Source organism: Arcicella gelida (assembly GCF_034931025.1).
GTDB classification, from domain to species: domain Bacteria; phylum Bacteroidota; class Bacteroidia; order Cytophagales; family Spirosomataceae; genus Arcicella; species Arcicella gelida.
The window spans coordinates 166,161-191,782 of the sequence record NZ_JAYGIL010000011.1 but is presented as its reverse complement, the minus strand read 5'-3'; the positions used below and the strand labels follow the sequence as shown (position 1 = coordinate 191,782).

22 protein-coding genes and 5 tRNA genes are annotated in these 25,622 nt (G+C 33.6%); 13 read left to right on the top strand and 14 right to left on the bottom strand.

Features of this window, described 5'->3' with window-relative positions; translation table 11 throughout:
* Nucleotides 1-131 precede the first annotated feature (131 nt).
* Complete coding sequence (locus tag VB776_RS11355; RefSeq protein ID WP_323329064.1) at nt 132-1,013, top strand: carboxypeptidase-like regulatory domain-containing protein; 882 nt, start codon at nt 132-134, stop codon at nt 1,011-1,013.
* Nucleotides 1,014-1,277: 264 nt separating this feature from the next.
* Here VB776_RS11355 and VB776_RS11350 read toward each other — a convergent pair whose 3' ends face one another.
* Both VB776_RS11350 and VB776_RS11345 read right to left on the bottom strand, forming a co-directional pair.
* On the bottom strand, nt 1,278-2,768 hold the full coding sequence (locus VB776_RS11350; RefSeq protein WP_323329062.1) for a succinate CoA transferase: 1,491 nt from the start codon (nt 2,766-2,768) through the stop codon (nt 1,278-1,280).
* A gap of 130 nt (nt 2,769-2,898) precedes the next feature.
* Nucleotides 2,899-3,870 (bottom strand): glycoside hydrolase family 43 protein, encoded by a 972-nt coding sequence (locus tag VB776_RS11345; protein WP_323329060.1) that lies wholly within the window; start codon nt 3,868-3,870, stop codon nt 2,899-2,901.
* A gap of 180 nt (nt 3,871-4,050) precedes the next feature.
* On the opposite strand from VB776_RS11345, the gene VB776_RS11340 reads away from it, so the two are divergent.
* The 4 genes from VB776_RS11340 (at nt 4,051) to VB776_RS11325 (ending at nt 8,017) form a co-directional block, all read left to right on the top strand.
* On the top strand, nt 4,051-4,821 hold the full coding sequence (locus VB776_RS11340) for an SGNH/GDSL hydrolase family protein (protein ID WP_323329059.1): 771 nt from the start codon (nt 4,051-4,053) through the stop codon (nt 4,819-4,821).
* A 153-nt stretch (nt 4,822-4,974) separates the two neighbouring features.
* Nucleotides 4,975-5,640 (top strand): deoxynucleoside kinase, encoded by a 666-nt coding sequence (locus VB776_RS11335; RefSeq protein ID WP_323329057.1) that lies wholly within the window; start codon nt 4,975-4,977, stop codon nt 5,638-5,640.
* A 154-nt stretch (nt 5,641-5,794) separates the two neighbouring features.
* Entirely contained in the window at nt 5,795-6,163 is a 369-nt protein-coding gene (locus VB776_RS11330) for a BlaI/MecI/CopY family transcriptional regulator (protein ID WP_184135759.1), read from the top strand.
* Between the two features lie 42 nt (nt 6,164-6,205).
* Nucleotides 6,206-8,017, top strand: coding sequence for a M56 family metallopeptidase (locus tag VB776_RS11325; RefSeq protein WP_323329055.1), 1,812 nt, complete (start codon nt 6,206-6,208; stop codon nt 8,015-8,017).
* 53 nt (nt 8,018-8,070) lie between these two features.
* On the opposite strand, the gene VB776_RS11320 is transcribed toward VB776_RS11325, so the two are convergent.
* Nucleotides 8,071-8,154: transfer RNA gene (locus VB776_RS11320), tRNA-Leu, on the bottom strand.
* 139 nt (nt 8,155-8,293) lie between these two features.
* Here VB776_RS11320 and VB776_RS11315 point away from each other — a divergent pair.
* A complete protein-coding gene (locus VB776_RS11315) occupies nt 8,294-8,692 on the top strand; it encodes a DUF3127 domain-containing protein (RefSeq protein WP_323329053.1) in 399 nt (132 codons plus the stop codon).
* 57 nt (nt 8,693-8,749) lie between these two features.
* Here VB776_RS11315 and VB776_RS11310 read toward each other — a convergent pair whose 3' ends face one another.
* From VB776_RS11310 to VB776_RS11295, 4 genes are all read right to left on the bottom strand, one after another.
* Nucleotides 8,750-10,078 carry an ABC1 kinase family protein gene (locus VB776_RS11310; RefSeq protein WP_323329051.1) on the bottom strand — a complete coding sequence of 443 codons (1,329 nt, stop codon included), beginning with the start codon at nt 10,076-10,078 and terminating at the stop codon, nt 8,750-8,752.
* A 129-nt stretch (nt 10,079-10,207) separates the two neighbouring features.
* Complete coding sequence (locus VB776_RS11305) at nt 10,208-10,840, bottom strand: TetR family transcriptional regulator C-terminal domain-containing protein (protein WP_323329048.1); 633 nt, start codon at nt 10,838-10,840, stop codon at nt 10,208-10,210.
* Nucleotides 10,841-10,947: 107 nt separating this feature from the next.
* A complete protein-coding gene (locus tag VB776_RS11300; protein ID WP_323329047.1) occupies nt 10,948-12,246 on the bottom strand; it encodes a M43 family zinc metalloprotease in 1,299 nt (432 codons plus the stop codon).
* 98 nt (nt 12,247-12,344) lie between these two features.
* Nucleotides 12,345-13,307, bottom strand: a complete 963-nt coding sequence (locus tag VB776_RS11295; RefSeq protein ID WP_323259101.1) for a PhoH family protein — start codon at nt 13,305-13,307, stop codon at nt 12,345-12,347.
* A gap of 253 nt (nt 13,308-13,560) precedes the next feature.
* Here VB776_RS11295 and dnaB point away from each other — a divergent pair, with 253 nt between their 5' ends.
* Entirely contained in the window at nt 13,561-15,171 is a 1,611-nt protein-coding gene (gene dnaB, locus VB776_RS11290) for a replicative DNA helicase (protein WP_323329045.1), read from the top strand.
* Nucleotides 15,172-15,244: 73 nt separating this feature from the next.
* On the opposite strand, the gene rlmD is transcribed toward dnaB, so the two are convergent.
* Nucleotides 15,245-16,657 (bottom strand): 23S rRNA (uracil(1939)-C(5))-methyltransferase RlmD, encoded by a 1,413-nt coding sequence (gene rlmD / locus VB776_RS11285; RefSeq protein ID WP_323329043.1) that lies wholly within the window; start codon nt 16,655-16,657, stop codon nt 15,245-15,247.
* Nucleotides 16,658-16,818: 161 nt separating this feature from the next.
* Between rlmD and VB776_RS11280 the strand changes: the two genes are divergently transcribed.
* On the top strand, nt 16,819-17,628 hold the full coding sequence (locus tag VB776_RS11280; protein WP_323329041.1) for an SDR family oxidoreductase: 810 nt from the start codon (nt 16,819-16,821) through the stop codon (nt 17,626-17,628).
* A gap of 44 nt (nt 17,629-17,672) precedes the next feature.
* Here the strand turns inward: VB776_RS11280 and VB776_RS11275 are convergent, their stop codons facing one another.
* Complete coding sequence (locus tag VB776_RS11275; protein ID WP_323329039.1) at nt 17,673-18,410, bottom strand: hypothetical protein; 738 nt, start codon at nt 18,408-18,410, stop codon at nt 17,673-17,675.
* A gap of 93 nt (nt 18,411-18,503) precedes the next feature.
* Between VB776_RS11275 and VB776_RS11270 the strand changes: the two genes are divergently transcribed.
* The 4 genes from VB776_RS11270 (at nt 18,504) to VB776_RS11255 (ending at nt 19,006) form a co-directional block, all read left to right on the top strand.
* Nucleotides 18,504-18,576, top strand: a tRNA-Lys gene (locus VB776_RS11270).
* 63 nt (nt 18,577-18,639) lie between these two features.
* A tRNA-Lys gene (locus VB776_RS11265) sits at nt 18,640-18,712 on the top strand.
* 74 nt (nt 18,713-18,786) lie between these two features.
* A tRNA-Lys gene (locus tag VB776_RS11260) sits at nt 18,787-18,859 on the top strand.
* A gap of 74 nt (nt 18,860-18,933) precedes the next feature.
* Nucleotides 18,934-19,006 (top strand) — tRNA-Lys (locus VB776_RS11255).
* Between the two features lie 65 nt (nt 19,007-19,071).
* On the opposite strand, the gene VB776_RS11250 is transcribed toward VB776_RS11255, so the two are convergent.
* Together VB776_RS11250 and VB776_RS11245 are read right to left on the bottom strand one after the other, a co-directional pair.
* The gene (locus VB776_RS11250; protein ID WP_323329037.1) at nt 19,072-19,497 is read right to left on the bottom strand and encodes an organic hydroperoxide resistance protein; all 426 of its coding nucleotides are present in this window, start codon (nt 19,495-19,497) and stop codon (nt 19,072-19,074) included.
* 16 nt (nt 19,498-19,513) lie between these two features.
* The gene (locus tag VB776_RS11245; RefSeq protein ID WP_323329035.1) at nt 19,514-19,948 is read right to left on the bottom strand and encodes a MarR family winged helix-turn-helix transcriptional regulator; all 435 of its coding nucleotides are present in this window, start codon (nt 19,946-19,948) and stop codon (nt 19,514-19,516) included.
* 179 nt (nt 19,949-20,127) lie between these two features.
* On the opposite strand from VB776_RS11245, the gene VB776_RS11240 reads away from it, so the two are divergent.
* Nucleotides 20,128-21,129 (top strand): phosphotransferase enzyme family protein, encoded by a 1,002-nt coding sequence (locus VB776_RS11240; RefSeq protein ID WP_323329033.1) that lies wholly within the window; start codon nt 20,128-20,130, stop codon nt 21,127-21,129.
* 22 nt (nt 21,130-21,151) lie between these two features.
* Here VB776_RS11240 and VB776_RS11235 read toward each other — a convergent pair whose 3' ends face one another.
* The 3 genes from VB776_RS11235 to VB776_RS11225 all read right to left on the bottom strand — a co-directional run bounded on the left by VB776_RS11235 (nt 21,152) and on the right by VB776_RS11225 (nt 25,461).
* Nucleotides 21,152-22,531, bottom strand: a complete 1,380-nt coding sequence (locus VB776_RS11235) for a transposase (RefSeq protein WP_323329031.1) — start codon at nt 22,529-22,531, stop codon at nt 21,152-21,154.
* 74 nt (nt 22,532-22,605) lie between these two features.
* Nucleotides 22,606-22,905 carry a thioredoxin gene (gene trxA / locus VB776_RS11230; RefSeq protein ID WP_323329029.1) on the bottom strand — a complete coding sequence of 100 codons (300 nt, stop codon included), beginning with the start codon at nt 22,903-22,905 and terminating at the stop codon, nt 22,606-22,608.
* 213 nt (nt 22,906-23,118) lie between these two features.
* Entirely contained in the window at nt 23,119-25,461 is a 2,343-nt protein-coding gene (locus VB776_RS11225; RefSeq protein WP_407653818.1) for a M1 family metallopeptidase, read from the bottom strand.
* Nucleotides 25,462-25,622: the final 161 nt, after the last annotated feature.

Below are 25,622 nucleotides of genomic sequence, written 5' to 3'. Positions count from 1 at the left end.
AATGCGTGCAGAACTAATCATTACATTTGAAGACAGAATTTCACAAGTTGATTTATTGAGTTAGGGGGCTAGCCCCCTAACTCAATAAATCAACTGACACAGTTGAATGAACACTTCCGTCCAAATTAAGTATGTACCAAGGTGTACAATTACTGTGTAAAAGCAATTCGTCTATTGTATCAAGTAATTTAGCTTTTACTGAAAGTTTAGCACTGTTCAACTCACAAATTGAGGAAATTCAATTCTATTTAGGGCAACAAATTAAAGAAACTACTGGTATTACTAATGATAAGCAATTAGTTAAAGAGAATCTCTGTAGAATGGCTTCGGATATTGCAGGTATTATTTATGCTTTTGCTTCTACCCAGAAAAAAATGGTATTAATGGAAGAGGTTAATTATTCTTACACTAAACTATTTAGATTAAGAGAAGACTTAATATTACCTACAATGCAAAATATTTATGTAGCTGCTGAAGCAAATCGAGAAGCAATTGTTGATTATGGTATCGATACTGAAAAGATTAAAGCCTTTGAGCAAGCAATTCTTCATTTTAAAGCAGTATTACCTAAAATAAGAATTATAAGGTCTGAGAAATCTATTTATTTAGATAAAATATCCGAAATAATGGCAGAAGCAGATGCTTTATTAAGTAATCGTTTAGATAAATTGGCGGTTCTTTTTCAGAAATCTAATCCTGACTTTTACAATGCCTATAAACATATTAGAAAAATTGATGCTCCCAATAGTACAAGTACTCAAGTAAAAGGAAATATTAGTACAGCGTTTGATGGAAAAGCAATTGAAGGAGCAACAATTATATTTAATGGTAAAACAAATACTAACACTCAAAGTGACAAAGAAGGAAATTTTATCATAAAACCCATTGCTTTGGGTATGTATCGAATATCCATTGAAGCAAAAGGGTTTAAACCTCAAACGATTGAAAATTTTAGGGTGAAATTAGGAAAGATTAATAGATTAAATGTGATGATGAAGGAAGAAGAGGAATGAAAGCAGAAACTTATTGTATCAATTGGTCAGGACTTAAGTCCTGACCAATTGATAATTTATCTTTAGTTTCAATCAATTTTGCTAGTCAAAGAATGACTTAAGTCTAGTTCTCAAACTATTGAAGCCTTTAGGGTGAAATTAGGAAAAGTTAACAGATTAAATGTATTGATGAAGGAGGAGGAGTAATAATAGAAGAAATTTATTGTATCAATTATCAATAGAGCTGGACTTAAGTCCAGCCTTATTGATAATTGATTTTTAGTTTTATATCTTCATACTTCCAGTTTCGATCAATCTTGCTTGCCAAGAAAGGGCTTCATTGAGTAAATGTGGAGTATGTCCGCCTTGAAGACAAGCACGTTGGAAATAATCTAACAAATGAGGTCTATAATCTGGATGTGAACAGTTTTGAATAATTCTTACAGCTCTTTCACGAGGAGATAAACCTCTTAAATCTGCCAAACCATAGTCAGTAACAATAATATCTACATCGTGTTCGGAATGATCTACGTGCGAAACCATCGGAACGATATGTGAAATATTATCACCTTTAGAAGCAGCTTGTGTTACAAAAATGCAGAGATAGGAATTTCTTGCAAAATCGCCAGAACCACCGATGCCATTCATCATTTTAGTACCGTAAACATGGGTTGAATTCACATTTCCATAAATATCACATTCAATAGCAGTATTAATAGCAATGATTCCTAAACGTCGAATCACTTCAGCGGCATTACTGATGTTTTGAGGACGTAAGAGAATTTTGTTTTTATAGCTATCAAAATTTTGAAAGATACGCTGATAACATTTTTCGGAAACAGTAATAGAAGACGCAGAAGCAAAAGTTAAATTACCTGCATCTATCAAATCAAAAGTACTGTCTTGTAGAACTTCTGAATACATCGTAAGATTATTAAACTCACTGTTGACGAAACCTTCAAGAATGGCATTAGCAACTTTACCAATACCTGCCTGTAAAGGCAATAATGAAGTAGTTAATCGTCCGTGTTTTACTTCATTTCTGAGGAAATCTAATAAAAAGTTGGCTATGGCAATGGTTTTTGTATCAGGCTCAGCTATACTAGCGGGACTATCCGCAACATTCGTATAAACAATACCGATAACTTTAGAAACATCTAATGGAATACTGGTAGTACCAATTAAAGAATTGGCTTGTGTGATAGGAATAATGGCACGATGAGGGTAATCTCCAGCAAAAAATATATCATGAATACCTTCAATGTTGGTAGGAATAGTAAGATTTACTTCAAGGATAATCTTTTTTGCGTTTTGAATAAATGTAGCCGAATTTCCTATAGAAGTAGTTGGCACAACACTGCCATCGGCTTTAATCATTGCAACTTCGATAACAGCAATGTCTATTTCAGGGAGATGATGGTTATTAATAAGTTCGGCAGTTTCGCCTAAATGTTGGTCGATAAACAATACTTCGCCAGCATTGATATGTTTTCTTAATACAGCATCAGATTGAAAAGGCATTCTTTTAGCAAGCATACCAGTATCTGCGAGAATACCATCAATATCATGCCCTAACGAAGCCCCAGTGATTAAAGTAATTTTTAATTGTGCCTCTTTTCCTCTATCGGCTAAAGCTTTTAAAACAACTTTACTATCACCAGCACGAGTAAAGCCACTAGAACCAACCACCATTCCGTTTTCGAAAAATAAAGCAGCCTCTTTGGCAGTAATAACTTTGTCTAATAAATCAGTATTTTGAATTCTTTCTAGGTTCATACATTTAAGCTTTTATTGAAAAGCTCGAAATTCGCCTGAAAGGACTTGAATAACTATGACTATTATTAGTTTTCGGGGTAAAACACCGATTAAAATATTTTAAATTGATATACTAATCGGTGTTAACAACTTATTTAATCAATTTCACCTCAACACCTTCATTCGTAATGATGACAGGTTTAATCAAACCATTTTCATCAAAAAACATTTTATCAATACAAGTAACTCTTGAATTACCATCTTTTTCAGTCAATGGGCTTCTATGATAAACAATGTACCAATCGTCTGTTTTGGGATTTTTTATCACTGAATGATGCCCCGCACCTGTAGCAATCTTTGGGTCTTGTTGTAAAATTTTACCAATTCTTTTGAAAGGACCAAAAGGAGAATCTGCAATGGCATAAGCCACAGAGTAATTTGGACCAGTCCAACCACCTTCCGACCACATGAAGTAATATTTTCCATTCTTTTTAAACATAAATGGCCCTTCAACGTAGTTTTCTGGCGTAATTTCTTTGAAAATACTTCCGTCTTCATAAGGAATGAAACCTGTAAAGTCTTTTTTTAAATGAGCAATATTACAATGTCTCCAGCCACCATAAATTAAATAGTACTCATCTTTATCTTTAAAAACAAATTGGTCGATTGGCTGAGCACCATTATAGAATTTATCAATTAAAGGTTTTTTAAGGTAATCTTTAAAAGGGCCTGAAGGTTTATCGGCAACAGCTACGCCAATGCCACCATATTCTTTATCGCTTTGAATATCGTTTGCACCAAAAAATAGGAAATATTTACCACCTTTTTCAATGATTGATGGAGCCCAAACGGCACGTTTAGCCCATTTTACGTTAGAAGTATCTAAAATTTTAGAATGCTTCGTCCAAGTAATTAAATCTTTGGATGAAAAAGCATCGAAGAATACTTGTTTATCGTAAGGAGCAGAATAAGTTGGGTAAATCCAGTAAGTTTTATTGAATATTATTCCTTCTGGGTCGGCATACCAACCTTGAAAAACGGGATTGCCAGCACTTGACTTTTTCTGTGCATGAATTGTCAGGGCAATCAAAATAAAAAGTAATAAGGATAATAATTTTTTCATGATTTGAAATGAAAATGTTTTTACAGATAATTGGATAATTGAACCTCAAACATAGCATTTGAGTACAACAAAGAAATCATAAAAACCTTTTGAAAGAAAACAAAGAATAAAATCTTTGATTGATAAGTACATTTTACTGAAATTGTATTTTAATTAGATAAAGATTTTAAACCATTATTTATGAAAAACATTTTTTCAAGAAGAGTATTTTTACAATCCTCAGCAATATCATCTATAGCAATGAGCTTAAAAAGTAATAATGTTTCTGCTACAAATTTTGAGATGGAAACAAAACTTACTTTTCTTTTTCAGGGAGATTCTATTACTGATGGAAACAGAGGTAGAAATACCGATCCCAATCACATTATGGGGCATGGTTATGCGTATGGAGTAGCCAGTAGGATAGGAGCTGATTTTCCTGAGGCAGGTTTTTCTTTTTATAATAGAGGAATCAGTGGAAATAGAATTCCAGATTTACAAAAACGTTGGAAAGAAGAAACGCTTGATTTAAAACCTGATGTATTGAGTTTACTGATCGGTATTAACGATGTAAATGCTTTAATTCGTAAACCAGAGGAGGCACCCAATCTTGAACAATTTGAAATTGGTTACAGAGATTTACTCGACCAATGTAAACAAAACAACCCGAATATTCTATTTGTATTAGGCATTCCATTTGTTTATGCAATTAAGGGTAGAAAAGATAATTGGGACATTTGGCAAAAAGAAACAAATGATAGAGCCGAGGTTGTCAAAAAACTTGCGAAAGAATATGATGCAGTTTTGATTGATTATCCTTCAATGTTCGAAAAAGCCTTTAAAAATGCACCAGATGAATATTGGGTTTGGGATGGAATTCATCCAACTGTTTTTGGACATGAATTGATGGCTCGTGAATGGATTAAAGCAGTAAGTAAAAGATTGAAGTTTCTGAAAAAGTATAAATATTAGATGAATGGTAGCCTTCGGATAAGAAGGCTATTTTTTTGATTTCAATCTAATCCTTTATTTAATCCTCAGAAGAGCAGTCCGTTTTTTGATTTTGATGTTAAAAAGCCTGAAATTTGCATCTAAAATCAAATTCATCAATTTAATAAAAATACAATGCACATTGCCGTAACTGGAAATATCGGAGCTGGGAAAACATCACTAGCGAAAAAATTAGCGGATCATTTTGGATGGGAAGTATTATTTGAGGCTGTGGAGGGAAATCCATATTTAGCTGATTTTTATGGAGATATGCCACGTTGGGCTTTTCATTTGCAATTGTATTTTTTGAAAAGTAGATACGAACAAGTATTACAAATTCAACAGTCTAATAAAAGAATTATTCAAGATAGAACGATTTATGAAGATGCCTACATCTTTGCTCAGAATTTGTATGAAGGCGGAATCATGTCGGAAAACGATTATCTTACTTATAAAGGAATCTTCGATTTGATGATGACTTCCGTAAAAGCACCAGATTTAACGATTTATTTAAAAGCTGATATGCCTAAATTGATTTCTCAGATTAAAAAAAGAGGAAGAGATTTTGAAGCAAATATTTCTATTGATTATTTACAAGATTTGAATAAACACTATGATAATTTTACCGAAAACTATACTTATGGTAAATTATTGATTTTAGATGTTAACGAGTTAGATTACTTAAATAACGCAGAAGATTTGGCTTTTGTCATTAACCAAGTGGACAAAGCTTTACTTTATGAAACGCCTCCACGTCCCAAACCGCTTACAATCCCTTCTTTATTCGATAAATCTGAATAAATTTCAGCCTGAATATTTACCGTTTAAAGTAAATAAATGCCATTTTGAATTTATTTACGAAAATATTCGTAGATAAATTTGTTTGTACGAATTCTTTCGTAGTATATTTGTTACGAAATCATTCGTAACAAATATTATTATTGAAATGGAAGCTATCAAACCTACAGAATCAGAATTACAAATTCTTCAAGTACTTTGGTCATTGGGTCAAGCCAGTGTCAGACAAGTAAATGATGAACTTTCGAAAGTAAGAGACATTGGCTATACAACAACTTTGAAGTTACTTCAAATCATGTTTGAAAAGAAAATTGTTTCACGTATAGAGGAGGGGCGTTATCACTTGTACGAAGCCGCCATTACTGAAGAAGCCACGCAACAATTTTTAGTTGACAAATTTGTGGATACTGCTTTTCGTGGTTCAGCCATGAAATTGGTGATGCAAACTTTGGGAAATCACCAAGCTTCGAAAGAAGAATTGGATGAAATCAAAAAACTCATTGCTCAAATTGAACAAAATGCCTAAACCTAATTTAACTAACCTCATATTTAACCCCTTTCTAAATCAATGAACTCAATTTTGAATTTTTTCCCAGAAAATGTAATGTCAGCCGTTGGTTGGACATTACTTCACTCAGTTTGGCAATTAATGGCACTTGCCATTGTTCTAAAGGCTGTATTCTTTTTTGTTAAGAACTCGGCAATTAAGAAATATTGGTTTGGTTTTGCGAGTTTACTTTTTCAGGTTTTTGCAAGTATCATTACTTTTTTAATTGTTTTTGAAGAAAATTCAGTTTCATCAATCACTCAAACTAATTTTACTTTCGATAAAATTGCTCAAACTAATTTAAGTACATCATCTACAGTTGCCTCAAATACAAGTATTTGGATGGATTTTCAAATATTGTTTTCAGAAAATGTAAATGTATTTGTAAGTGCTTGGATGATTGGAATGTTATTTTTGTCTATCAGGTTGATGGGAGGTTATTTTTATACAGAACAATTGCGTTGGAAATACACCAAAACCATTCAAGGCGATACGTTAGTACTTTTTAATCAGCTTTTAGAAAAAGTAAACATTAAAAAAGGAATTAATTTATTAGAATCTTCTTTGGCAACTAGTCCAATGACGATTGGTTTCTTGCAACCAGTTATTTTATTGCCAATTGGTTTAATTACAGGTTTGTCAAATAAAGAACTTGAAGCCGTTTTAGCACATGAATTGGCTCATATCAAACGTCATGATTATTTAGTAAACATTATACAATCATTGGTTGAAATTATATTTTTCTTTCATCCTGCTACTTGGTGGATTTCTGCGAATATTCGTGAAGAAAGAGAAAATTGCTGTGATGATTTAGCGATTGAATTATGCGGAAATAAGGTTTATTTAGCGAAAGCATTAACAAAAGTTGAGATTTTCCAACAGCAAACTAATATGTCTTTGGCGATGGGTTTTGCAGGGAAAAAACAAACTTTATTAGGAAGAGTTCATAGAATTTTAGGTGTAAAGAAAACAAAATCAGTGAATTATGCAGGTATTATTGTGATGTCTTTATTTGCATTAACTACGTTGGTTTTTGTGAATTTTCCCAATAATGCGGATGCACAAACAGTTCCACAAGCTCCTAAACCGCCTAAGAAAGTTGATGCACCGAAACCTCCTAAAAAAATAAAAAAGACTGAGAGCATTGAACATCGCTTTGATAATAACCTTAATATCTCCAAGGGAAATATCTATATCAATGGAGAAAAGGTTCATCTTTCTCAAGTAGATAGTATTAAAGTATCGAAAGAATTAGTAGCCATTGAAATGCTTGAAAAGAAAATGGAACCTCATACCAAGAAGATTGAGGCACTTTCAAAAGAAATGTCAGTATTTATTCAAAAAATTACAGAAGAAAACAAGCCAATGAATGAATTTTCAGGAAAGGTTTCTGTAATTGGTAGTCAGCTAGGTAAACTTGGTGAAAAGCAAGCTAAAATTGCTACCAGCATGATTAATCTAAAGAATGGTTCGCAAGCAAAGAAAAATGCTGAGTCTGAAATGGCAGAGATTCAAAAACAAATGAATGTGCTTGAAGAGCAAATAGAAAAGTATGGAAAGCAAATGGAAAAGGTAGGAGAGAAGATGAATTTTCATACTGCACCCATTGATAGTCTGAGCAAATTGATTGAATTTGAAGCAAAACCAATAGAAGCATTAGGAAAAGAAATTGAATTTCATGCAAAAGAAATACAAAAGAATCTTCCTATTTCGATAAGAGCTAAAATTAATAGTGCAATGAATATTTCAACGCCAGATGCACCAGAACCACCGTCGCCTCCAACACCGCCTGTACCTTCAGTACCACCTGTACCTCCAGTAAAAAAACAATAATAGACATAAAATAAAAAAAGCATCTTTGGAAAACTCCAAAGATGCTTTTTTTGTGACAATGAGGAGACTCGAACTCCTACAGGATAACTCCCACTACCACCTCAAAGTAGCGTGTCTACCAATTCCACCACATTGCCTAATGATGGTGCGAAATTAAAGAAAATTTGCTTAATTGCAAAGGTTTTCAGAAGGCGAAGGGTCAAGTTTGCATTTGTCTTTTTTAAACCTTTGAAAATCAAGTATAACAAACAAAGTAAAAAATAAAAAAATATTACAATGGCATTAGAATTTGAAGGTAATTTGATAAAAGTACTCAATGAAGTAACCGGTCAAGGAAAAAATGGAGCTTGGGTTAAGCAAGATTTTGTGCTTGAAACAGAAGACCAATATCCTAAAAAAGCTTGTTTCACTGCTTGGGGAGACAAATCAGCAGATTTAAAAACTTTCTCTTTAGGCGATAAACTTAGAGTTACTTTTAGTGTAGAATCTCGTGAATACAACGAAAGATGGTACACAGATTTAAGAGCTTACAGAATAGATTTAGCTGGTGACGCTCCAAGTTCATCAGCTCCAGTGGATTCTTCAAGACCATCTTCGGCACCAGCTAGTAAACCAGTAACTCCTGCTGCTGACCTTCCTTCATTCAGTGAGGACGACCAAGATTTACCGTTTTAAGTATGAATTTTAGGTGTTATTATATGAATTTATCGGTTATAATAACACCTAAAAAAATTAGCAAACCTTCAATGCATTTGATCTGAGCCATTCTGGGCGTGTTGTGGTTACTTTGGCTTTCAATTCATTAAGAATAGAATATAAACCAAAATAAGTACGATTGATATACAAACCATGTTGTGAACCTCTGGCTACTTTCGAGCTTTTTAGTTCATCTAAGTTTTGTAATTTCTCGGCATATAAATATACACTTTCAAAATATTCGTCATCAGCAAAATCAAATTCTTCTACAGCGAAAGGCTTTCCAAGTAAAAAAATCATTTCTTTAAAAAGTTCAGTAAAAAATTTGGCTTCTTTTTCTGAATCAGATTTTGTGATAAAATCTAAGGTTTTGAAAATTCTTGTCGTTTTATCATTATCATCTAAAGTATCAAAATTGATCAATGCGAAGTAATTATCATAAAATTCATCATTAATTACTTTGATACAGCCAAAATCAATAATTCCCATCGTTCCATCTTCTCTCATTAAGAAATTGCCAGGATGTGGGTCTGCATGAACTTTACGAAGTGTATGTATCTGAAAATCATAGAAATCCCAAAGTGCCTGACCAATTTTATTACGAATTTCTTGTGAAGGATTTGTTTTCAGAAATTCATTTAAGTGAAATCCTTCCAGCCAATCCATTGTTAGAATTTTTTCACAAGATAATTCAGCATAATATTTTGGAAAAAACAAACCGTCAATGTGTGTGCAAGCCTCTGAGATTTCGACAGAGCGTTTTAATTCCAATAAATAATCAGTTTCTTCAATGAGCTTTTCTGCAACTTCCCCCATATACCTATCAACATCATTCTCATTTAAGCCAAACATTGCGATTGCAATTGGACGAATCATTTTTAAATCACTTCCTATACTTTCTGAAACACCCGGATATTGTACTTTAACTGCTAACGGTTTACCATTTTTAGTAGCCTTGTGTACTTGTCCGATAGAGGCAGCATTGCTTGCATTTATATCAAAAGTATCATAAAGTTCTTGTGGCGATTTACCAAAATGTTTCCTAAAAGTCTTCATTACTAAAGGACCAGAAAGGGGTGGAGCAGAGTACTGAGACATAGCAAATTTTTCTCTGTAAGCTCTTGGCAACATTCCTTTGTCCATACTCAACATTTGTGTAACTTTGAGGGCAGAACCTTTCATCTCGCTCAATGAGGAATAGATGTCAGTAGCATTGTCTTGATGTAATTCGTCACGACTAATATTGGGGTCAATCATTTTTTTAACATTATGTTTTAAATAATTACCACCAATTTTTACACCTGTTTTTACGAATTTTGTAGCTCTTGCAACCTTTGAAGTTGGTATCGAATTTTGTTCTTTCATTGTCATAGAGAAAATCTATACTCTTATTTTAAATACCAAATAATATATTTATTGAAATATTAACTTGTTGTTTTTCAATTATGTTATAGTATTTTTAGTAAATAAAATATTGAGAATACGTTTTTTCTGTTATCTGTTTTGAAACATGAATTTAGCAAAGTCAAGCACAGAATCTAGTGCTGACGATGCCATCAAATCAAACGAAGTATTTACGGATTTTTCAATCATCGCATCTGTTTGTTCAAAGCCTTTTGTTTTATCTTTTACCCAAAAATCTAGTATCATCAAGAATTGTAACCAGAAGGCATCTGGGTATCTTTCATCAATAAATTTTCTAGGTTGAACTTCATTACTTTCTTTGCCTTCTAAAACCAAATCATGAGAAAAATCTTTGAAAGCAATTTTCAAGTCGGTCATAAAAACTGGCGTTTTTAATTTACGTTTATCAATAAGTCGCCAAGTTTGTGAAGTGTAACTTCTATGTTGTTTAAGTACTTCAATCCATGTGTAGTAAAATGCTAAAAGCTTTTCACGAACACTATACGTAGCATACACTTCTTCGGATTCTATTTTGCTTTTGGTTTCATTGAAAAAGCCGAGCCAGATAGCACTTTCTAAAAGTTCAAATGAGTTATAGTGTTCATAAAACTCACTCTCTTTCATTTTCAATTTTTTAGTGAAGGCAAATACAGAAGGGGGTTGAGTTCCATTTTCAAGAAAGTACTCAATGTAGGCCTGTTTGATTTTTTCTACTTTATCCATGTTTTTTCTTTTTTGTTATTCATCAAGAAGGATATTATATCTACTTATTGATGCTGTAACATACTGGTGAAGAGCTTTGTTTCTTATTCTTGGAATAATTAGCAATATTAGCGTTGTACCAAAACCTTTTTTGAAATGTTTTCAGTACTGGTTTTTATATTGAGAATGTAATATCCTGTTGCTAATGCTTCTGAACTCAAATAATAGAAGCCACTTTTCTGTTTATCAAGATTTTTTTCTTGCATTAAAATGCCTCTGCCATCATAAAGCTGAATGCTTAAATCTTGTTCATCTTTAAAAGTTACTCTTATTTTGATACTTCCGTCAGTTGATGGATTGATTGGGTTGGGTTCAATAGATGCTTGTAGTTTTTCAGTATCCGAAAGTGGTTCAGCGTTGTTTAATAACATTTGTCGCTTCATACTTAAACTCAAGGCGGCTCTTGTTCTATTTTTTTGGTCGAGTGTAAAAACATTCATGCAGCGGTCAGGAGAGTAATCCATGTAGTTTTCAATCATGTTAGTAATTCTCTCATTACTACAGCTTGATGTCAATTTATCACAAGTTGTGTTTAAATTCAAACTTTCAATTTGAGGAGTATCATCACAGTAATCTGTTCCACAATTTTCATCACCATTTGGATGTAAAAGCCCAAGCCAGTGACCAACTTCATGTGTAGTTGTTCTGCCCAAGTTATAAGTCTGACTTAAAGTACCACAACAATTTCCAAAATTTTTATAGTCAATAATTACTCCATCGAATAATTCTTGTTCAGCAATATTTGAACTGTTAGCCCCTAATCCTTCGATTTTACTGTCATAAGGGAAACTTGCATAGCCAATTACTCCATTATTGCCACGAGTAACCCAAATATTCAGGTATTTCTCATTATCCCATTGGATAATTTCTGCAATTTGGTTTTTATCATCTACAAAATTGAACCCTGTTTGTTTAACATAAGTACGAGTAATACCAGTTGTAGAATTACCATCTGGATCAACATCAGCTAATTTGAAATTTATTTCCATATCAGCTCCAACTGGATTGAGATTGTACCCATTTGTACCGAATTGACGTCTGTAATCTTCATTCAAAATTTGAATCTGAGATTTAATTTGTGCATCGGTGATATTGATATTATTTGCTCCGCCGATTATATTATTGACATTGTTATGAAGAATATGTACAACAACTGGGATAGTATAAATTTTATCTTCTACTCTTGCTGAACTGTTTTTCCTTAGTGCCTGAATTGCTTGAAGTTGTGCTTCAAAGTTTGCTTTTTTTTGATTCCAGTTACTGTATTTTGCTTGAAGTTGTTTATCGTTCATTACTACTCCACATTTGTCTTGGGCAGATAGGATAGAGGGAACAAGTATTAAAAAGGAGGATAGTATTTTTTTCATAATAAATATTTTTTGAAGTAACGCAAAAACGGCTTTGATTTGTATTATTGACAGAATACAAATCAAAGCCGTTGCGTATGTTCATAAATTTGCAAGCCTTATTTTTCAGCTTCAGATTTTTCGTATGCCATAATGATGTCACGAACTAAACGGTGACGAACAACATCTTTCCCGTCTAACTCTACAAAAGCAATGCCTTTGATATTATCAAGAATTCTACTTGCTTCTGCCAGACCAGATTTTACTTTAGTTGGTAAATCAATCTGAGTTTTATCGCCAGTAATGATTACTTTAGATTGAATTCCCATTCTTGTCAAAAACATTTTCATTTGCATGGGTGTTGTGTTTTGTGCTTCGTCCAATAAAATAAAAGCATTATTGAGGGTTCTACCACGCATATATGCCAATGGTGCTATTTCAATTACTCTGTTTTCGATAAAGTATTTAAGCTTCTCTGGCTGAATCATATCATCCAAAGCATCATAAATTGGTCGAAGATAAGGGTCAATTTTTTCTTTTAAATCACCAGGCAAAAAACCCAAATTTTCACCTGCTTCAACGGCTGGGCGAGTGATGATGATTTTCTTAACCTCTTTGTTTTTTAAAGCTTTTACTGCAATGGCTACCGCAGTATAAGTTTTTCCAGTTCCTGCAGGCCCAACAGCGAAAACAATATCATTTTTTGCAGCAGCCTCAACCATTTTTTGTTGGTTGGGCGTTTTTACTTTGATGACAACTCCTTTTGTACCGTACAATAAAACATCGTCTTCTTCTTTCAAATGTACTGTTGGTTCGGTTGAAGGATTTTTTTCAAGAGTAAGATAGGATTGAACTTGCTCTTTGGTAATCTTACCGTACTTTTGATAGTGTTGAATAAGCGAATCCATGATTTCGTTTATTCTTACAATTTCAGGTAATGAGCCTCTGATTGTAATTTCATTGCCACGAGAGATGATTTTACTCTGAGGAAATGCCGCCGCTACTTGCTTAATATTGCTGTTTTCAACACCAAGAAAACCAACCAACTCAAGGTCTTCTAAGGTAATTATTTTTTCTGTCAAATCTGAAATAGTTAAAGTTTGAATAATATTCTACCTAAACTTAATAAAAAAATGCTTCAATTGTTTTATAATTTTGTATTAAATATCAAACATTACTTTTAAACTTTGATTATCAATAAATTAGGAAATGTCAGTTTTTTTATTTCTCGGTTTTCTAAGATTTTCTTTGTAAAATTGTGTTACGGATAGAAAATCTTCTTTTTTATTGCTAGAAAGAATTGTAATATCCTAATAAAAGGATTGAATATTGAGAATGGAACTATCAAATCAAAATAACGGAAATTTTAAGAAAAACGGAAATTTCGCTGGTGGAAGAATATCTGCACAAAACAGATGGTTGGATACTGGCCTTGGTAAAATTCCACCTCAGGCTACAGATTTAGAAGAAGCGGTTTTAGGTGCTTTAATGTTAGAGCGTGACGCTTTGACGGATGTAATTGATATTTTAAAAGTTGAGTCATTTTATAAAGAAGCACATCAAAGAATTTATGGTGCTATTACGCAATTATTTGCTAATTCTGAGCCGATTGACTTATTAACTGTAAAAAACCAATTAGTAACAACTGGCGAATTAGAAATCGCAGGTGGTGTACAATATTTAGCAGAACTTACCCAAAGAGTAAATTCTGCTGCCAATATTGAATTTCACGCAAGAATTGTTGTTGAACATTCTTTAAAAAGACAATTGATTACGGTTTCTTCTGAGATTCAAAAAATGGCTTATGAAGATACGACTGACGTTTTTATGCTCTTAGATAAAATTGAGCAAGAATTGTTCAGAATTTCAGAAGCCAATATTCGTAAGAATTATTCTGATATGGGGCAAATTATGCGTTCTGCCTTATTGGAATTAGAATTAAAGAAAAATCAGAAAGAAGGATTGACAGGAGTACCTACTGGCTTTACGGCTTTGGATAGAGTAACTTCTGGTTTTCAGAAAACGGAATTAATTATTATTGCGGCTCGTCCGGGTATGGGTAAAACCGCTTTGATTTTATCTGCTTGTAGAAATGCTGCTGTTGACCACGGTCAGGCTGTAGCTTTCTTCTCTCTTGAGATGTCCTCTGTACAATTAGTCAATCGTTTGATTTCAGCTGAAGCAGAATTAGAATCAGATAAATTAAGAAAAGGTAATCTTGCTCCACATGAATGGGCACAATTACATGCTAAAATTGGTAAATTGACCAATGCTCCAATTTTTATTGATGATACTCCAGCTCTGTCAATTTTGGAATTAAGAGCAAAGGCTCGTCGTTTGAAAGCTCAGCACGATATTCAGATTATTGTAATTGACTACCTTCAACTAATGTCTGGCGATTCTGGAGGAAAAGGTACAGGTAACCGAGAACAAGAGATTGCGAATATTTCTCGTTCATTGAAACAGTTAGCGAAAGAATTGAATGTACCTGTAATTGCACTTTCACAATTGAGCCGTGCAGTTGAGACAAGAGGTGGAGATAAGAAACCACAACTATCAGATTTACGTGAATCTGGGTCAATTGAGCAAGATGCAGATATGGTAATGTTTATTTACCGTCCTGATTATTATGGAATTACGCAAGATGAAGCTGGAAATTCTGTTGCAGGAATAGGGGAGTTGATTATTGCGAAAAACCGTGCGGGTTCATTGGATACTGTTCAATTAAGATTTATTGGTAAATATACGAAGTATTGTGATTTAGATGCTGGCGACTACATGGGTTTTGCTGGCGAAGGCTTACAATCTTTTCAACAAATAGACAATCCAGTTGCTGCTTTTGAAACGGGAGGGAAAATGTTAGGAAGTAAAATAAATAACTTACCATCACAAAATCCATCTTCTTCGTTCGGAAGTAATCTTCCTAATCAGGATGTTCCATTCTAAATGGATTATTATTAAAATGAAAAAGCTACTGATACAAATCAGTAGCTTTTTCATTTTATGGCAATATATTTGATTATCGCAAATCTAATCTTACTACATTTTCAACGTGATGAGTCTGTGGGAACATATCAACAGGTTGAACGGCCGTTACTTGATACTTTTCATCTAACAAGGCTAAATCTCTGGCTTGAGTAGCTGGATTACAACTTACATAGACAATTCTCTTTGGAGAAGCTTCCAAAAGTGTTCTAACTACTGGTTCATCCATACCTGCACGTGGCGGGTCTGTAATAACGATGTCTGGTCGCCCGTGTTTATTCACAAATTCGCTACTCAATAATTTACGCATATCGCCTGCATAAAATTCTGTATTGGTAATATTATTGATTTGAGAATTTACTCTTGCATCTTCAACCGCCATTTCAACGTATTCTAAACCAATTACTTTTTTGGCTTGTCGAGCTACGAAATTAGCAATTGTTCCAGTTCCTGTATAAAGGTCATATACAAAATCATTAGCCTGAATATCAGCATATTCACGAGTGATTTTGTATAATTCATACGCTTGTTTTGAATTGGTTTGAAAGAAAGATTTTGGACCTACTCTAAATTTCAAATCTTCCATTTCTTCAACAATGTAAGGCAATCCTTTGAAGTTGATGATTTCTAAGTCAAAGAAAGTATCGTTTCCTTTTGTATTGATAACATAATTTAAGGAAGTAATTTCTGGAAATTTTTCTGCCATAAAGTTCATCACCAAATCAATATCTTCAGGTTGGCAGTATGCAAATTGTACCACAACCATTAAATCTCCAGAACTAGCAGTTCTAATAATTAGATTTCTTAAAGCTCCTTTTTCTTGGCGTACTTGTTCGTAATAATCTAAATTATTAGCTGCTGTAAAATCTCTCAAGGCTAAACGAATAGCATTTGATGGGTCTGGCTGTAAATAACAATGATCAATATCCAAGATTTTATCATATCGTTTAGGAATATGAAAACCTAAAGCATTTCTTGAGAAAGATTCTCCGGAATCAATTTGGGCTTGAGTTAACCAACGGTTTTGCGAGAAAGTATATTCTAATTTATTACGATAATAAAATGTTTCAGCAGAAGGGTAAATTTGTTTTATTTCAGGCAATTCTACTTTAGCAATTCTTTCTAAAGCGTCAACAACTTGCTTGTGCTTAAAAGTTAATTGTGTTTGATAATCAATATGTTGCCATTTACAACCACCACAAGTTCCAAAATGGGAACATATTGTTTGGGTACGATATTGTGAGTTTGGGCGAATGTTAAAAGCAGTCGCTTCCATGAAGCTTGACTTTGATTTGGTAACTCTTAAATCAGCATAATCGCCAGGAGCAACGGGTCCTTCTATAAAAATTACTTTGTCTTCAATTCGACTTATACACTTTGCTTCGGCAGCAAAGTTTTCAATTAATACATTTTCAAAAATGATATTTTCTTTCTTTTTCTTTTTCATACGCTACAAAAATACGAAGGATTAAAATTATTATTGATAATCAACGAGGAGTTTTCAGAAACTTAGTTGAATTTTGTAATAAATAAGGATACTCTGAAAGCTCGTTGTTAGTATCCTAATCATTTTGAAAAAATCATTGACAGAGCAACAAAATTTTAATTATGAAAGGTAAAGTTGTCATTATTACGGGTGCATCATCAGGAATTGGAAAAGCTTTAGCTTTTGCCTTTGGTCGTGAAGGTGCCAAAATTGTTATTACTGGTAGAAAAAAAGATGCACTTTTAGAGACAAGTAAGGAATTGAATGCTGTTGGTATCGAAAATTTGCCAATTGTTTCCGATGTAAGTATTGAAAAAGATAACCAAGATGTTGTTGAAAAAACAGTAGCTACGTTCGGTAAAATAGATATTCTTATCAATAATGCTGGCGTTTCGATGAGAGCTATGTTTGATGATTGTGATACTGAAGTCATCAGAAAAGTAATGGATATTAACTTTTTTGGTACGGTTTATATCACTAAATACGCTTTGCCTCATATTAAAGCCACAAAGGGTTCTATTGTTGGAATTTCTTCGATTGCTGGTTATAGAGGTTTACCTGTTAGAGTTGGTTATTCTGCGTCTAAATTTGCTTTGAATGGCTTTTTGGAAGGACTTCGTACAGAGCTTCTTCATTCAGGAGTACACGTACTCACAGCTTGCCCAGGTTTTACGGCTTCTAATATAAGAGTAGCTTCTTTAGGTGCTGATGGTAATTCTAAAGGCGAATCGATGCGTGATGAAGGAAATATGATGAGTTCAGAAGAAGTAGCGGAACGTATTCTTCAAGCTGTGAAAGCTAGAAAAAGAGATTTAGTACTCACTCTGCAAGGAAAATTCACTGTTTTTATTAATAAATGGTTACCTTCTTTAGCCGATACATTAGTTTTTAATACTTTGGCAAAAGAAAAAGATTCGCCTTTGAAAAGGTAAAATAAAATGTCTAGTTCATATTTATTGAACTAGACATTTTATTTTTATTCAACTATCCAAATATCACTTTCTTTCAAATAAAGAAATTTATCGTCCCAATAAACTCTTTTCCAAATATCATTTCCTCCTATAAGATTCAAACGATGTCCTCTATCAATCATCAACACTACTGGTGCTACCGCAGAAGGCTCTGCTCTCAATAAAACACCATCTCTGTTGATAATACCTTGATGATACTTGTCGGGAAGATTCAGGAGAATTCCAATTCCAATAATATATATTAATAAAAAAATCTTTTGACCGATAGGAATAAAGCTATTTTTATATCTTTTCGTAAAAAGTACAAAGAATATATAAATACTTAACAGCAACATAATGCCGATTAAAAAACCAGAATATTGCTTGTAGAAAAGAATTAGAAAATTAAAATCATTTAATTCATAACCTTTTAATTCATGAAGTTGAGCAATTTCATTCAGTTTTGAAAGAATTTTTTCGTTTGGGTCTTGCTGATATGCCTTATTGAGGTAGTAAAGAGTCTTCAAAAAATCACCTTTTTTTTCTTTGAGAAAAGCTAATTTTAAAAACAGTGCTGTAGAAGGTTTTTCTATGTTTGGTAAAAGTTGCTCATAAATAAGTTCTGCTTGAATAAAATTGTCAGATTTATACAGAGAATCTGCCTTTTTAAGCGTTGCTACATTGCTCTGAGAATAAGCTAGTTGTAGTAAAGTTAAAGAAAAACAGAAAAAAAATATGATTTTTTTTAGATAGTATGCTTGCATTGTATTCTTAATAATCGTAGTTTTGCACCGCAATTAAGGGAAACAATATGACAAAAACAAAAGATGTTGGGTCGCTTTCTCAAAAAAGCAAATGATTCCGTAGCTCAGTTGGTAGAGCAATACACTTTTAATGTATGGGTCCTGGGTTCGAGTCCCAGCGGGATCACAAAAGAAAAAGCCATCGTTTTAGCTGAAGCGATGGCTTTTTTTACCGAAAAAAATAATTGCCGATTCCGTAGCTCAGTTGGTAGAGCAATACACTTTTAATGTATGGGTCCTGGGTTCGAGTCCCAGCGGGATCACGAAGATTACCATCGGTAATTTTCCTTTCGTGCTAGATGGCACACTTTATATATAAATCGGTTTTCCGATTACCGATTCCGTAGCTCAGTTGGTAGAGCAATACACTTTTAATGTATGGGTCCTGGGTTCGAGTCCCAGCGGGATCACGAAGATTACCATCGGTAATTTTCCTTTCGTGCTAGATGGCACACTTTATATATAAATCGGTTTTCCGATTACTGATTCCGTAGCTCAGTTGGTAGAGCAATACACTTTTAATGTATGGGTCCTGGGTTCGAGTCCCAGCGGGATCACAAAAAAGCCTTCAAAACTTAGTTTTGAAGGCTTTTTTATTGAATTTACCTTTTTGATTTACTAACTAATTTTCATTGGTAACTGTAAGTGTTACTTCAATATTTCCTCTAGTTGCATTTGAGTATGGACAAACTTGATGTGCTTGTTTTACAAGTTCTTCAGCTTTTGATTGCTCAACTCCCGGAACATTGACAAATAATTCTACCGCTAAACCAAAACCACCATTTTCAATTTTTCCGATGCTTACTGCTGCTTTTACCGAGGTTTCGCCAGTAGTGACTTTCGCCATTTTTATTACTAATTTCAAAGCACTATCAAAACAAGCTGAATAACCTGCAGCAAATAATTGTTCTGGATTGGTGTAATTATCATTTGCACCGCCAAGTGCTTTTGGCATACGAACCTCTAAATCTAAAATTCCATCAGAACTTTTTACTTTTCCATTTCTTCCGCCAGTAGCAGTAGCTACGGCTGTATATAATTTTTCCATTGATAATTGATTGATATTAAACGTTTTGTGATGATTTTACTGATAATATTTGATTAATTTGTTTTTGAAGTAAGAAAAACTGCTTTTCATCTGTCGCTAATTCCTTTATTAGTTTTGAAGGAATATCGACAGCTTCTTGTTTTAAGTTTTCACCTTTTTCTGTAATAATTATATTGACAACTCTTTCGTCTTGTTCAGACCGTTTCCTTATCAATAAACCATTTTCAGCCATTCGTTTTAATAGTGGGGTTAAAGTGCCACTATCAAGCCATAGTTTATTTCCTAATTCCTTTACTGTTACGTGTTGATGTTCCCAAAGTACCATCATTACCAAATATTGGGGATATGTAAGCCCGATATTTTCAAGATGTGGACGATACAAGGAAGTAATATGCCTTGATAAAGCATATACTGGGAAGCATAATTGGTTTTCAAGTTTTAAAACATCCATTGCTATAATTATTATTGTGTAAAATTAAATTGTAAACAATTTAATTGCAAGTAAAATGACAATTTATTCTAAATAATTATTTCAGTTAATAGAAATTTGTTCAGCTTGATAAATTAACTATTATCGTAAGAATAAAATTGCTTTAATTATCTTTGCATCCCTTTCAAAATACTTCAACAATGAACACAATTTTCCCAACCCAATATTCTACTGTTTCTACTAGAGCATTAGAACAATTTTTAAATGAACAATATGGTTTTAAAGAATTGTCATGCCGTTTGTTGATTCGTAATGTAAGTGATACTTACCTGTTAGCAGGTGAATCGGAGAAATACATCTTTAAAATTTACAGAAATACACATAGAAGTTTATCTGAAATTCAAGCTGAAGTTGAATTATTGCATCATTTAAAACAACATGGTGCCAAAGTAGCTTTTCCGATTTTTGATAAAGAAGGAAATGATATTCAATCATTCAATGTGGCTGAAGGAGTTAGATATGGCGTTTTATTTACTTATGCTTTAGGAAAACCAGTTTATGATTTAAATGAGTATCAATTGCTGACTGTGGGAAGAGAAATGGCTATCAACCATAATATTAGTTCAAAAGTAGTATTGAGTCATTTACGAGAGACGCTAGATATCAATACTACTTTATTGACGCCTTTAGAAGTAATTAAACCTGCCTTTAAAGATTTGCCTGAAGAATACGAGTATTTAAGAGCAACAAGCCATAAAGTAATCGAAAAAATGAATGAGTTTAATACCACGAAGTTTAGTTATGGCTATTGTCATTATGATTATTTACCTAAAAATTTCCATTTTGACGAAAACGATAGCATTACTTTTTTTGATTTCGACTTTACTGCAAAAGGCTTGCTTGTCAACGATGTCATGACTTTTTTTGTGCATTTTTTCTTTCATGTACATTTTAAAGCCATTACGCAAGAACAAGCTGATAAGGATTTTGATATTTTTTTGAAGGGTTATCGAGAAAACAGAGAATTGTCGGATGAAGAAATTGCCATAATTCCTTATTTAGGTTTTATGTTTTGGATGTATTACTTCAAATTTCAATTTGAGCATTTTGAAGATTGGTCCAATTACTTTTTTACGCCTAGATTTATCAAAGAAAGAGTAAACTTGATAAAAAAATGGGTGGATTTGTTCTGTGAATTTTAAAATTATCATAAAGAAACATGAGTCATCCCGAATTTTGGGCAAAGCTTATCCATAGGATATTGTGAATGGCTATTCTTAATCTGTAAATCGGTATCGAAACATTTCGGTACCGATTTCCTGTTCTATGACACCATCGTTTTAAGGCTAGTTGTATCCAATTTCCCCAGTTGTTAATTAAGTTCATCAAGAAGTCATAAATAAGAGCTACGATTCCCAGTAACTTACAAGTATTCTCAAAAAACCATAATCTCGGTGACTCAATGGCTAATTCTGTTTTACAAAACCTAAAGCTCTGTTCTATAGACCATCTGTGCATATAAGAATGGCACATTTCCCAAGCCTGTTCGACATTATTAATCTGAATTGAAGTAAGTAGATACAAAGGAGATTGATGATTTTTTCTATCTCTAACAATCACTAATGACAAAAGACTACCTTCAAAATCAGGATGTTGAACCTCTGCCCATGCAATAGAAATACTCTTGGCTATTTTACGTTGATTATCAAATACAACCTTACGGTGTTTCGCTTTGAAGGAACGAGCGAGTAAATGTGTTTTCTTTTTACCTTTATCAGCATGAATAAGTAGATGATTTTTCTTCCAACGAACTAAGAAATCCTGCTGAAAAAACGTAAACCACTCGATTGTCCAAGCATTTGCATAGCCTCTATCAAGTACATGTAAAACCCCTTTACCAATAGACCGATGTAACTTTTCCAACACCCTAAAGATAATATTAGTGCCGTGTTCTTTATGTTTTCCCCTTGTAGTCCACCAAGTCATTTGACAAACACTTGGAGCTTCACCCAAAGCTGAAAGCAATGTAGCAGTCCAGTGATAACCTGGCACACAGATACGACTTACGGGTGGACGATAAAAACCTTTCTTGACTTTTGTCAGGCGTTTCCCTTTACTACTTTCTACACTGCATAGACCCTCAGTAAACCAACTCTCATGTTTCTCAATTTTACTATCGTCCCACACTAACAAAGGGCGTTTTCCTATTTGGATTAGTTGTTCAATACGTTTTTTACTGCGAGCAAATAGAAAATCATCAATCACAGTAGCTGTCCATTTCTTTGAACGTAGCAGGTTACTGATACGTTTGGTTCCTGCTGGTGCATGATTGAATCCACAAATAAAGCCTCCTAACTCGCTCAGAAGCAAGCCAATAGAGCGATTCCTGTTCAAAAGAATAGCCACAAATAAATTGTAGAAAGTCTCAACAAGACGTTTATCAAGAAGATTGTCTAAAGTAAACGTTAAATCAGAAAGGTAAACAGCTATTTTTTTAAGAAGAAAATATGAAGCATTTGCTTTTTTTGTAAAACTATCGTTTTTTTGTAGAAGTGCCTTGTACATAATAAAACCTCCTGTTTTTTTGTGTTTGTCGTAATTCACAAAAATAAACAAGGAGGTTTTTATTTTAAAAGCTATATGAAAAATTCGGGATGACTCATGTTTCTTTATGATTCCTACAAAATTTCTCGAATCGCTTGTTTGGCTTTTACCAATGTAATCATACCAGTATGACGCCACTTTTGTTTCCCTTTTTTGAAAGCAATTAATGTCGGAACAGCAGTGATATTATATTTTTTCCTCAAAGCTGGATTTTTATCGATGTCAATTTTTATAATTGTCACTTCCTCATCCAACTCATCTACTAACTGACTTAAAATTGGCGTGATTTTCTTGCAAGGCACACACCATTCTGCCGAAAAGTCTATTATCACTGGAGTTGATGAAGCAATTAATTCTTCGAAAGTACCTGTCATTTTATTTTATATTTGATGATTCTGAATTATTGAACAGCTTTTTAAATAGCTATAGTTCATAATTGATATATATTTTTCACCAACTTGTAATTAATACAAAAAACAACTTACACAAAATAAGGGATAGTGTAAAACGAAACTACTTCTAAATAAAAATCCCAAGCTAAAAACTTGGGATTTTTACTTTAGCCATAAATGACTAACAATTTTACACTAGTTTTTCGCACCTTGGACTGCACTAGCTTTTTGCTGTTGCATAGGGTTTGGTTGCGACTGGCGACTTTGTTTAAATACTTGAAAACGAGTAGGCTCTTCTGGTTCTCTTGGGAAAACATTGCTTTTTGTATCAATATCTGCAATTTCGAAGAATGGATCTAAAACCCACTTTGTTACTTTTTTGTCTGTAGGAATTACTTTTTTAATTTCCTTATCATTTAAACGCCAAATTTCAGCAGGGTATCTGAATACTTCACTTGTGCCGTCTTCATAATTTGCTTTTACAATTACGGGCATTGGTAAACCGCCTACGTTTTTCACGTTCAATACATAAAAGTTTTTATTTCCTTGTACTAAAGATTTTTCTTCTTCATTGAGCCCAGCCATCGTTTGTTCGAATCGCTTTTTATCAGCTTCGCTTGTCGCAAATTTATCATAAGTGTTATAGAAGTCTCTCATATCAGGATTTTCTTCTACTACTGTCTTAGGAATATCTGTTTTGTTACGAATATTACTCATTGTTTGTTTTTTAGCTTGGTCTTCAGCTTTTGCTTTTTCGCTTTTCTTTTCTGGAGAAACATTATCAATACCAAACCATTCTACATTTTCTAAAGATAAATCCACTGGTTCAACGCCATAAAACCAACCTTTCCAGAACCAATCCAAATCAACACCTGAAGCATCTTCCATAGTACGGAAGAAATCTTGTGGAGTAGGATGCTTAAATGCCCAACGACGTGCATATTCTTTGAAGGCTGCATCAAATAATTCTCTTCCCATTACTGTCTCACGCAAGATGTTTAATGCGGTAGCAGGCTTAGTATATGCGTTTGGTCCGAATGCCATGATATTATCTGAACTCGACATAATCGCTACTTGTTGGCTTTTGTCAGTTTTCATATAAGGAACAATATCTTGTGGTTCACCCGAAGCATCAAAATTTCTGTCCCATTCTTTTTCTGCCAATTGTTCACAGAAAGTATTTAAACCTTCATCCATCCAAGACCATTGTCTTTCATCTGAATTGACAATCATTGGAAAGAAGTTATGACCTACTTCATGAATTACTACGCCAATCAAGAAATCTTTTGTTCCTTGTGAATAAGTACCATCAGCCTCTGGTCTTGCTCCGTTGAAAGAAATCATAGGATACTCCATTCCACCAACTGGCCCGTGTACTGATTGTGCCACTGGATAAGGATAAGCAATTGTTCTTTTTGAATATGAACGAAGTGTGTGAGCCACTAACATCGTAGAGTACTGTCCCCAAAGTGGATTTGCTTCTTTTGGATAAGCTGACATTGCCCAAACTTTCTTTCCTTCAATATTTACTTGCATGGCATCCCAGATAAATTTTCTCGAACCTGCAAATGCAAAATCTCTCACATTTTGTGCGGCAAATACCCACGTTTTTTTACCAGTTGGTTTTGCTTTTTCAGCAGCTGTTGCTTCGTCTTGTGTTACAATTAATACTGGACGAGTAGCATTTTTTGCTTGTTCTAATCTTTTCGCTTGTGTTGCACTGATTACTTGTGTTGCATTTTGTAATTCTCCTGTTCCTAGAATCACAAAATCATTTGGAGCTGTAATACTTACTTTGTAATCTCCGAAAGGAACAGTAAATTCTCCTTGTCCAAGGAATTGTTTGTGTTGCCAGCCATTTACGTCATCATAAACGCACATTCTTGGAAACCACTGTGCCAATTCGTATAAATAGTTTCCATCTTTTGGAAAGTATTCGTAACCACTTCTTGCACGGGTAGCAATGGCATCAGTAATATTGAAATTCCAATCAATTGAGAAAGTGAAAGAAGCACCAGATTTCAACGGAACTGGTAAATCAATTCTCATCATCGTTTCATTGATGGTATATTTTAAAGCATTACCTGCTTTGTCTTTTACGGCTGTAATGTTATAGCCATATTCTTTAGGATTAACTCCAGCAACATTCCCTAATCTTGCAAAAGAAGTACCTCTGTCTGTTAAACTTGATGTTTGTGAAAGTTGAGCGATACCGCCTTTCTTAAAATTGTTTTGGTCTAACTGTACCCATAAGTAGCCTAATTCATCTGGAGAGAAATTTTTGTAGGTAATTACTTCCGAAGCGGTCATTGATTGATTTTGGTCGTTCAATTCTGCTTTGATTTCGTAATCGGCACGGTTTTGCCAATAACTTTTTCCAGGTGCACCCGATGCTGCTCTATAAGCATTTGGAGTAGGCAAAATGTTTCCGAGTTGCTCGAAACGATTGTTACCATTGTACTGTCCTGCTTGTTGTGCAAATGCTTGAATACTGCAAGCGATAAGCATCAAACAGGGAGATAGGAATCTTTTTGTCATGATGGATAGTTTGAATGAATGAATTAATCCAACGAATTTAATAAAAAAAAGGCTTTCTTATTCATCTTTTAGATGATTGGTAGCATTATCCTGAATGTGTCAAGTTTGCTCGTTGATTTTTTTACCGCAATTTTTCTTTATTCTGAATGTTGAAGGGTTAT

Coding starts and splice junctions, on each gene's coding strand:
- VB776_RS11325 (WP_323329055.1), top strand. CDS start 6,206: ATGAACTCAATTTTGAATTTTTTCCCAGAAAATGTAATGTCAGCCGTT.
- VB776_RS11340 (WP_323329059.1), top strand. CDS start 4,051: ATGAAAAACATTTTTTCAAGAAGAGTATTTTTACAATCCTCAGCAATA.
- VB776_RS11240 (WP_323329033.1), top strand. CDS start 20,128: ATGAACACAATTTTCCCAACCCAATATTCTACTGTTTCTACTAGAGCA.
- VB776_RS11305 (WP_323329048.1), bottom strand. CDS start 10,840: ATGGATAAAGTAGAAAAAATCAAACAGGCCTACATTGAGTACTTTCTT.
- VB776_RS11275 (WP_323329039.1), bottom strand. CDS start 18,410: ATGCAAGCATACTATCTAAAAAAAATCATATTTTTTTTCTGTTTTTCT.
- trxA (WP_323329029.1), bottom strand. CDS start 22,905: ATGACAGGTACTTTCGAAGAATTAATTGCTTCATCAACTCCAGTGATA.
- VB776_RS11300 (WP_323329047.1), bottom strand. CDS start 12,246: ATGAAAAAAATACTATCCTCCTTTTTAATACTTGTTCCCTCTATCCTA.
- VB776_RS11315 (WP_323329053.1), top strand. CDS start 8,294: ATGGCATTAGAATTTGAAGGTAATTTGATAAAAGTACTCAATGAAGTA.
- VB776_RS11245 (WP_323329035.1), bottom strand. CDS start 19,948: ATGGATGTTTTAAAACTTGAAAACCAATTATGCTTCCCAGTATATGCT.
- VB776_RS11345 (WP_323329060.1), bottom strand. CDS start 3,870: ATGAAAAAATTATTATCCTTATTACTTTTTATTTTGATTGCCCTGACA.
- dnaB (WP_323329045.1), top strand. CDS start 13,561: ATGGAACTATCAAATCAAAATAACGGAAATTTTAAGAAAAACGGAAAT.
- rlmD (WP_323329043.1), bottom strand. CDS start 16,657: ATGAAAAAGAAAAAGAAAGAAAATATCATTTTTGAAAATGTATTAATT.
- VB776_RS11355 (WP_323329064.1), top strand. CDS start 132: ATGTACCAAGGTGTACAATTACTGTGTAAAAGCAATTCGTCTATTGTA.
- VB776_RS11250 (WP_323329037.1), bottom strand. CDS start 19,497: ATGGAAAAATTATATACAGCCGTAGCTACTGCTACTGGCGGAAGAAAT.
- VB776_RS11310 (WP_323329051.1), bottom strand. CDS start 10,078: ATGAAAGAACAAAATTCGATACCAACTTCAAAGGTTGCAAGAGCTACA.
- VB776_RS11335 (WP_323329057.1), top strand. CDS start 4,975: ATGCACATTGCCGTAACTGGAAATATCGGAGCTGGGAAAACATCACTA.
- VB776_RS11225 (WP_407653818.1), bottom strand. CDS start 25,461: ATGACAAAAAGATTCCTATCTCCCTGTTTGATGCTTATCGCTTGCAGT.
- VB776_RS11280 (WP_323329041.1), top strand. CDS start 16,819: ATGAAAGGTAAAGTTGTCATTATTACGGGTGCATCATCAGGAATTGGA.
- VB776_RS11350 (WP_323329062.1), bottom strand. CDS start 2,768: ATGAACCTAGAAAGAATTCAAAATACTGATTTATTAGACAAAGTTATT.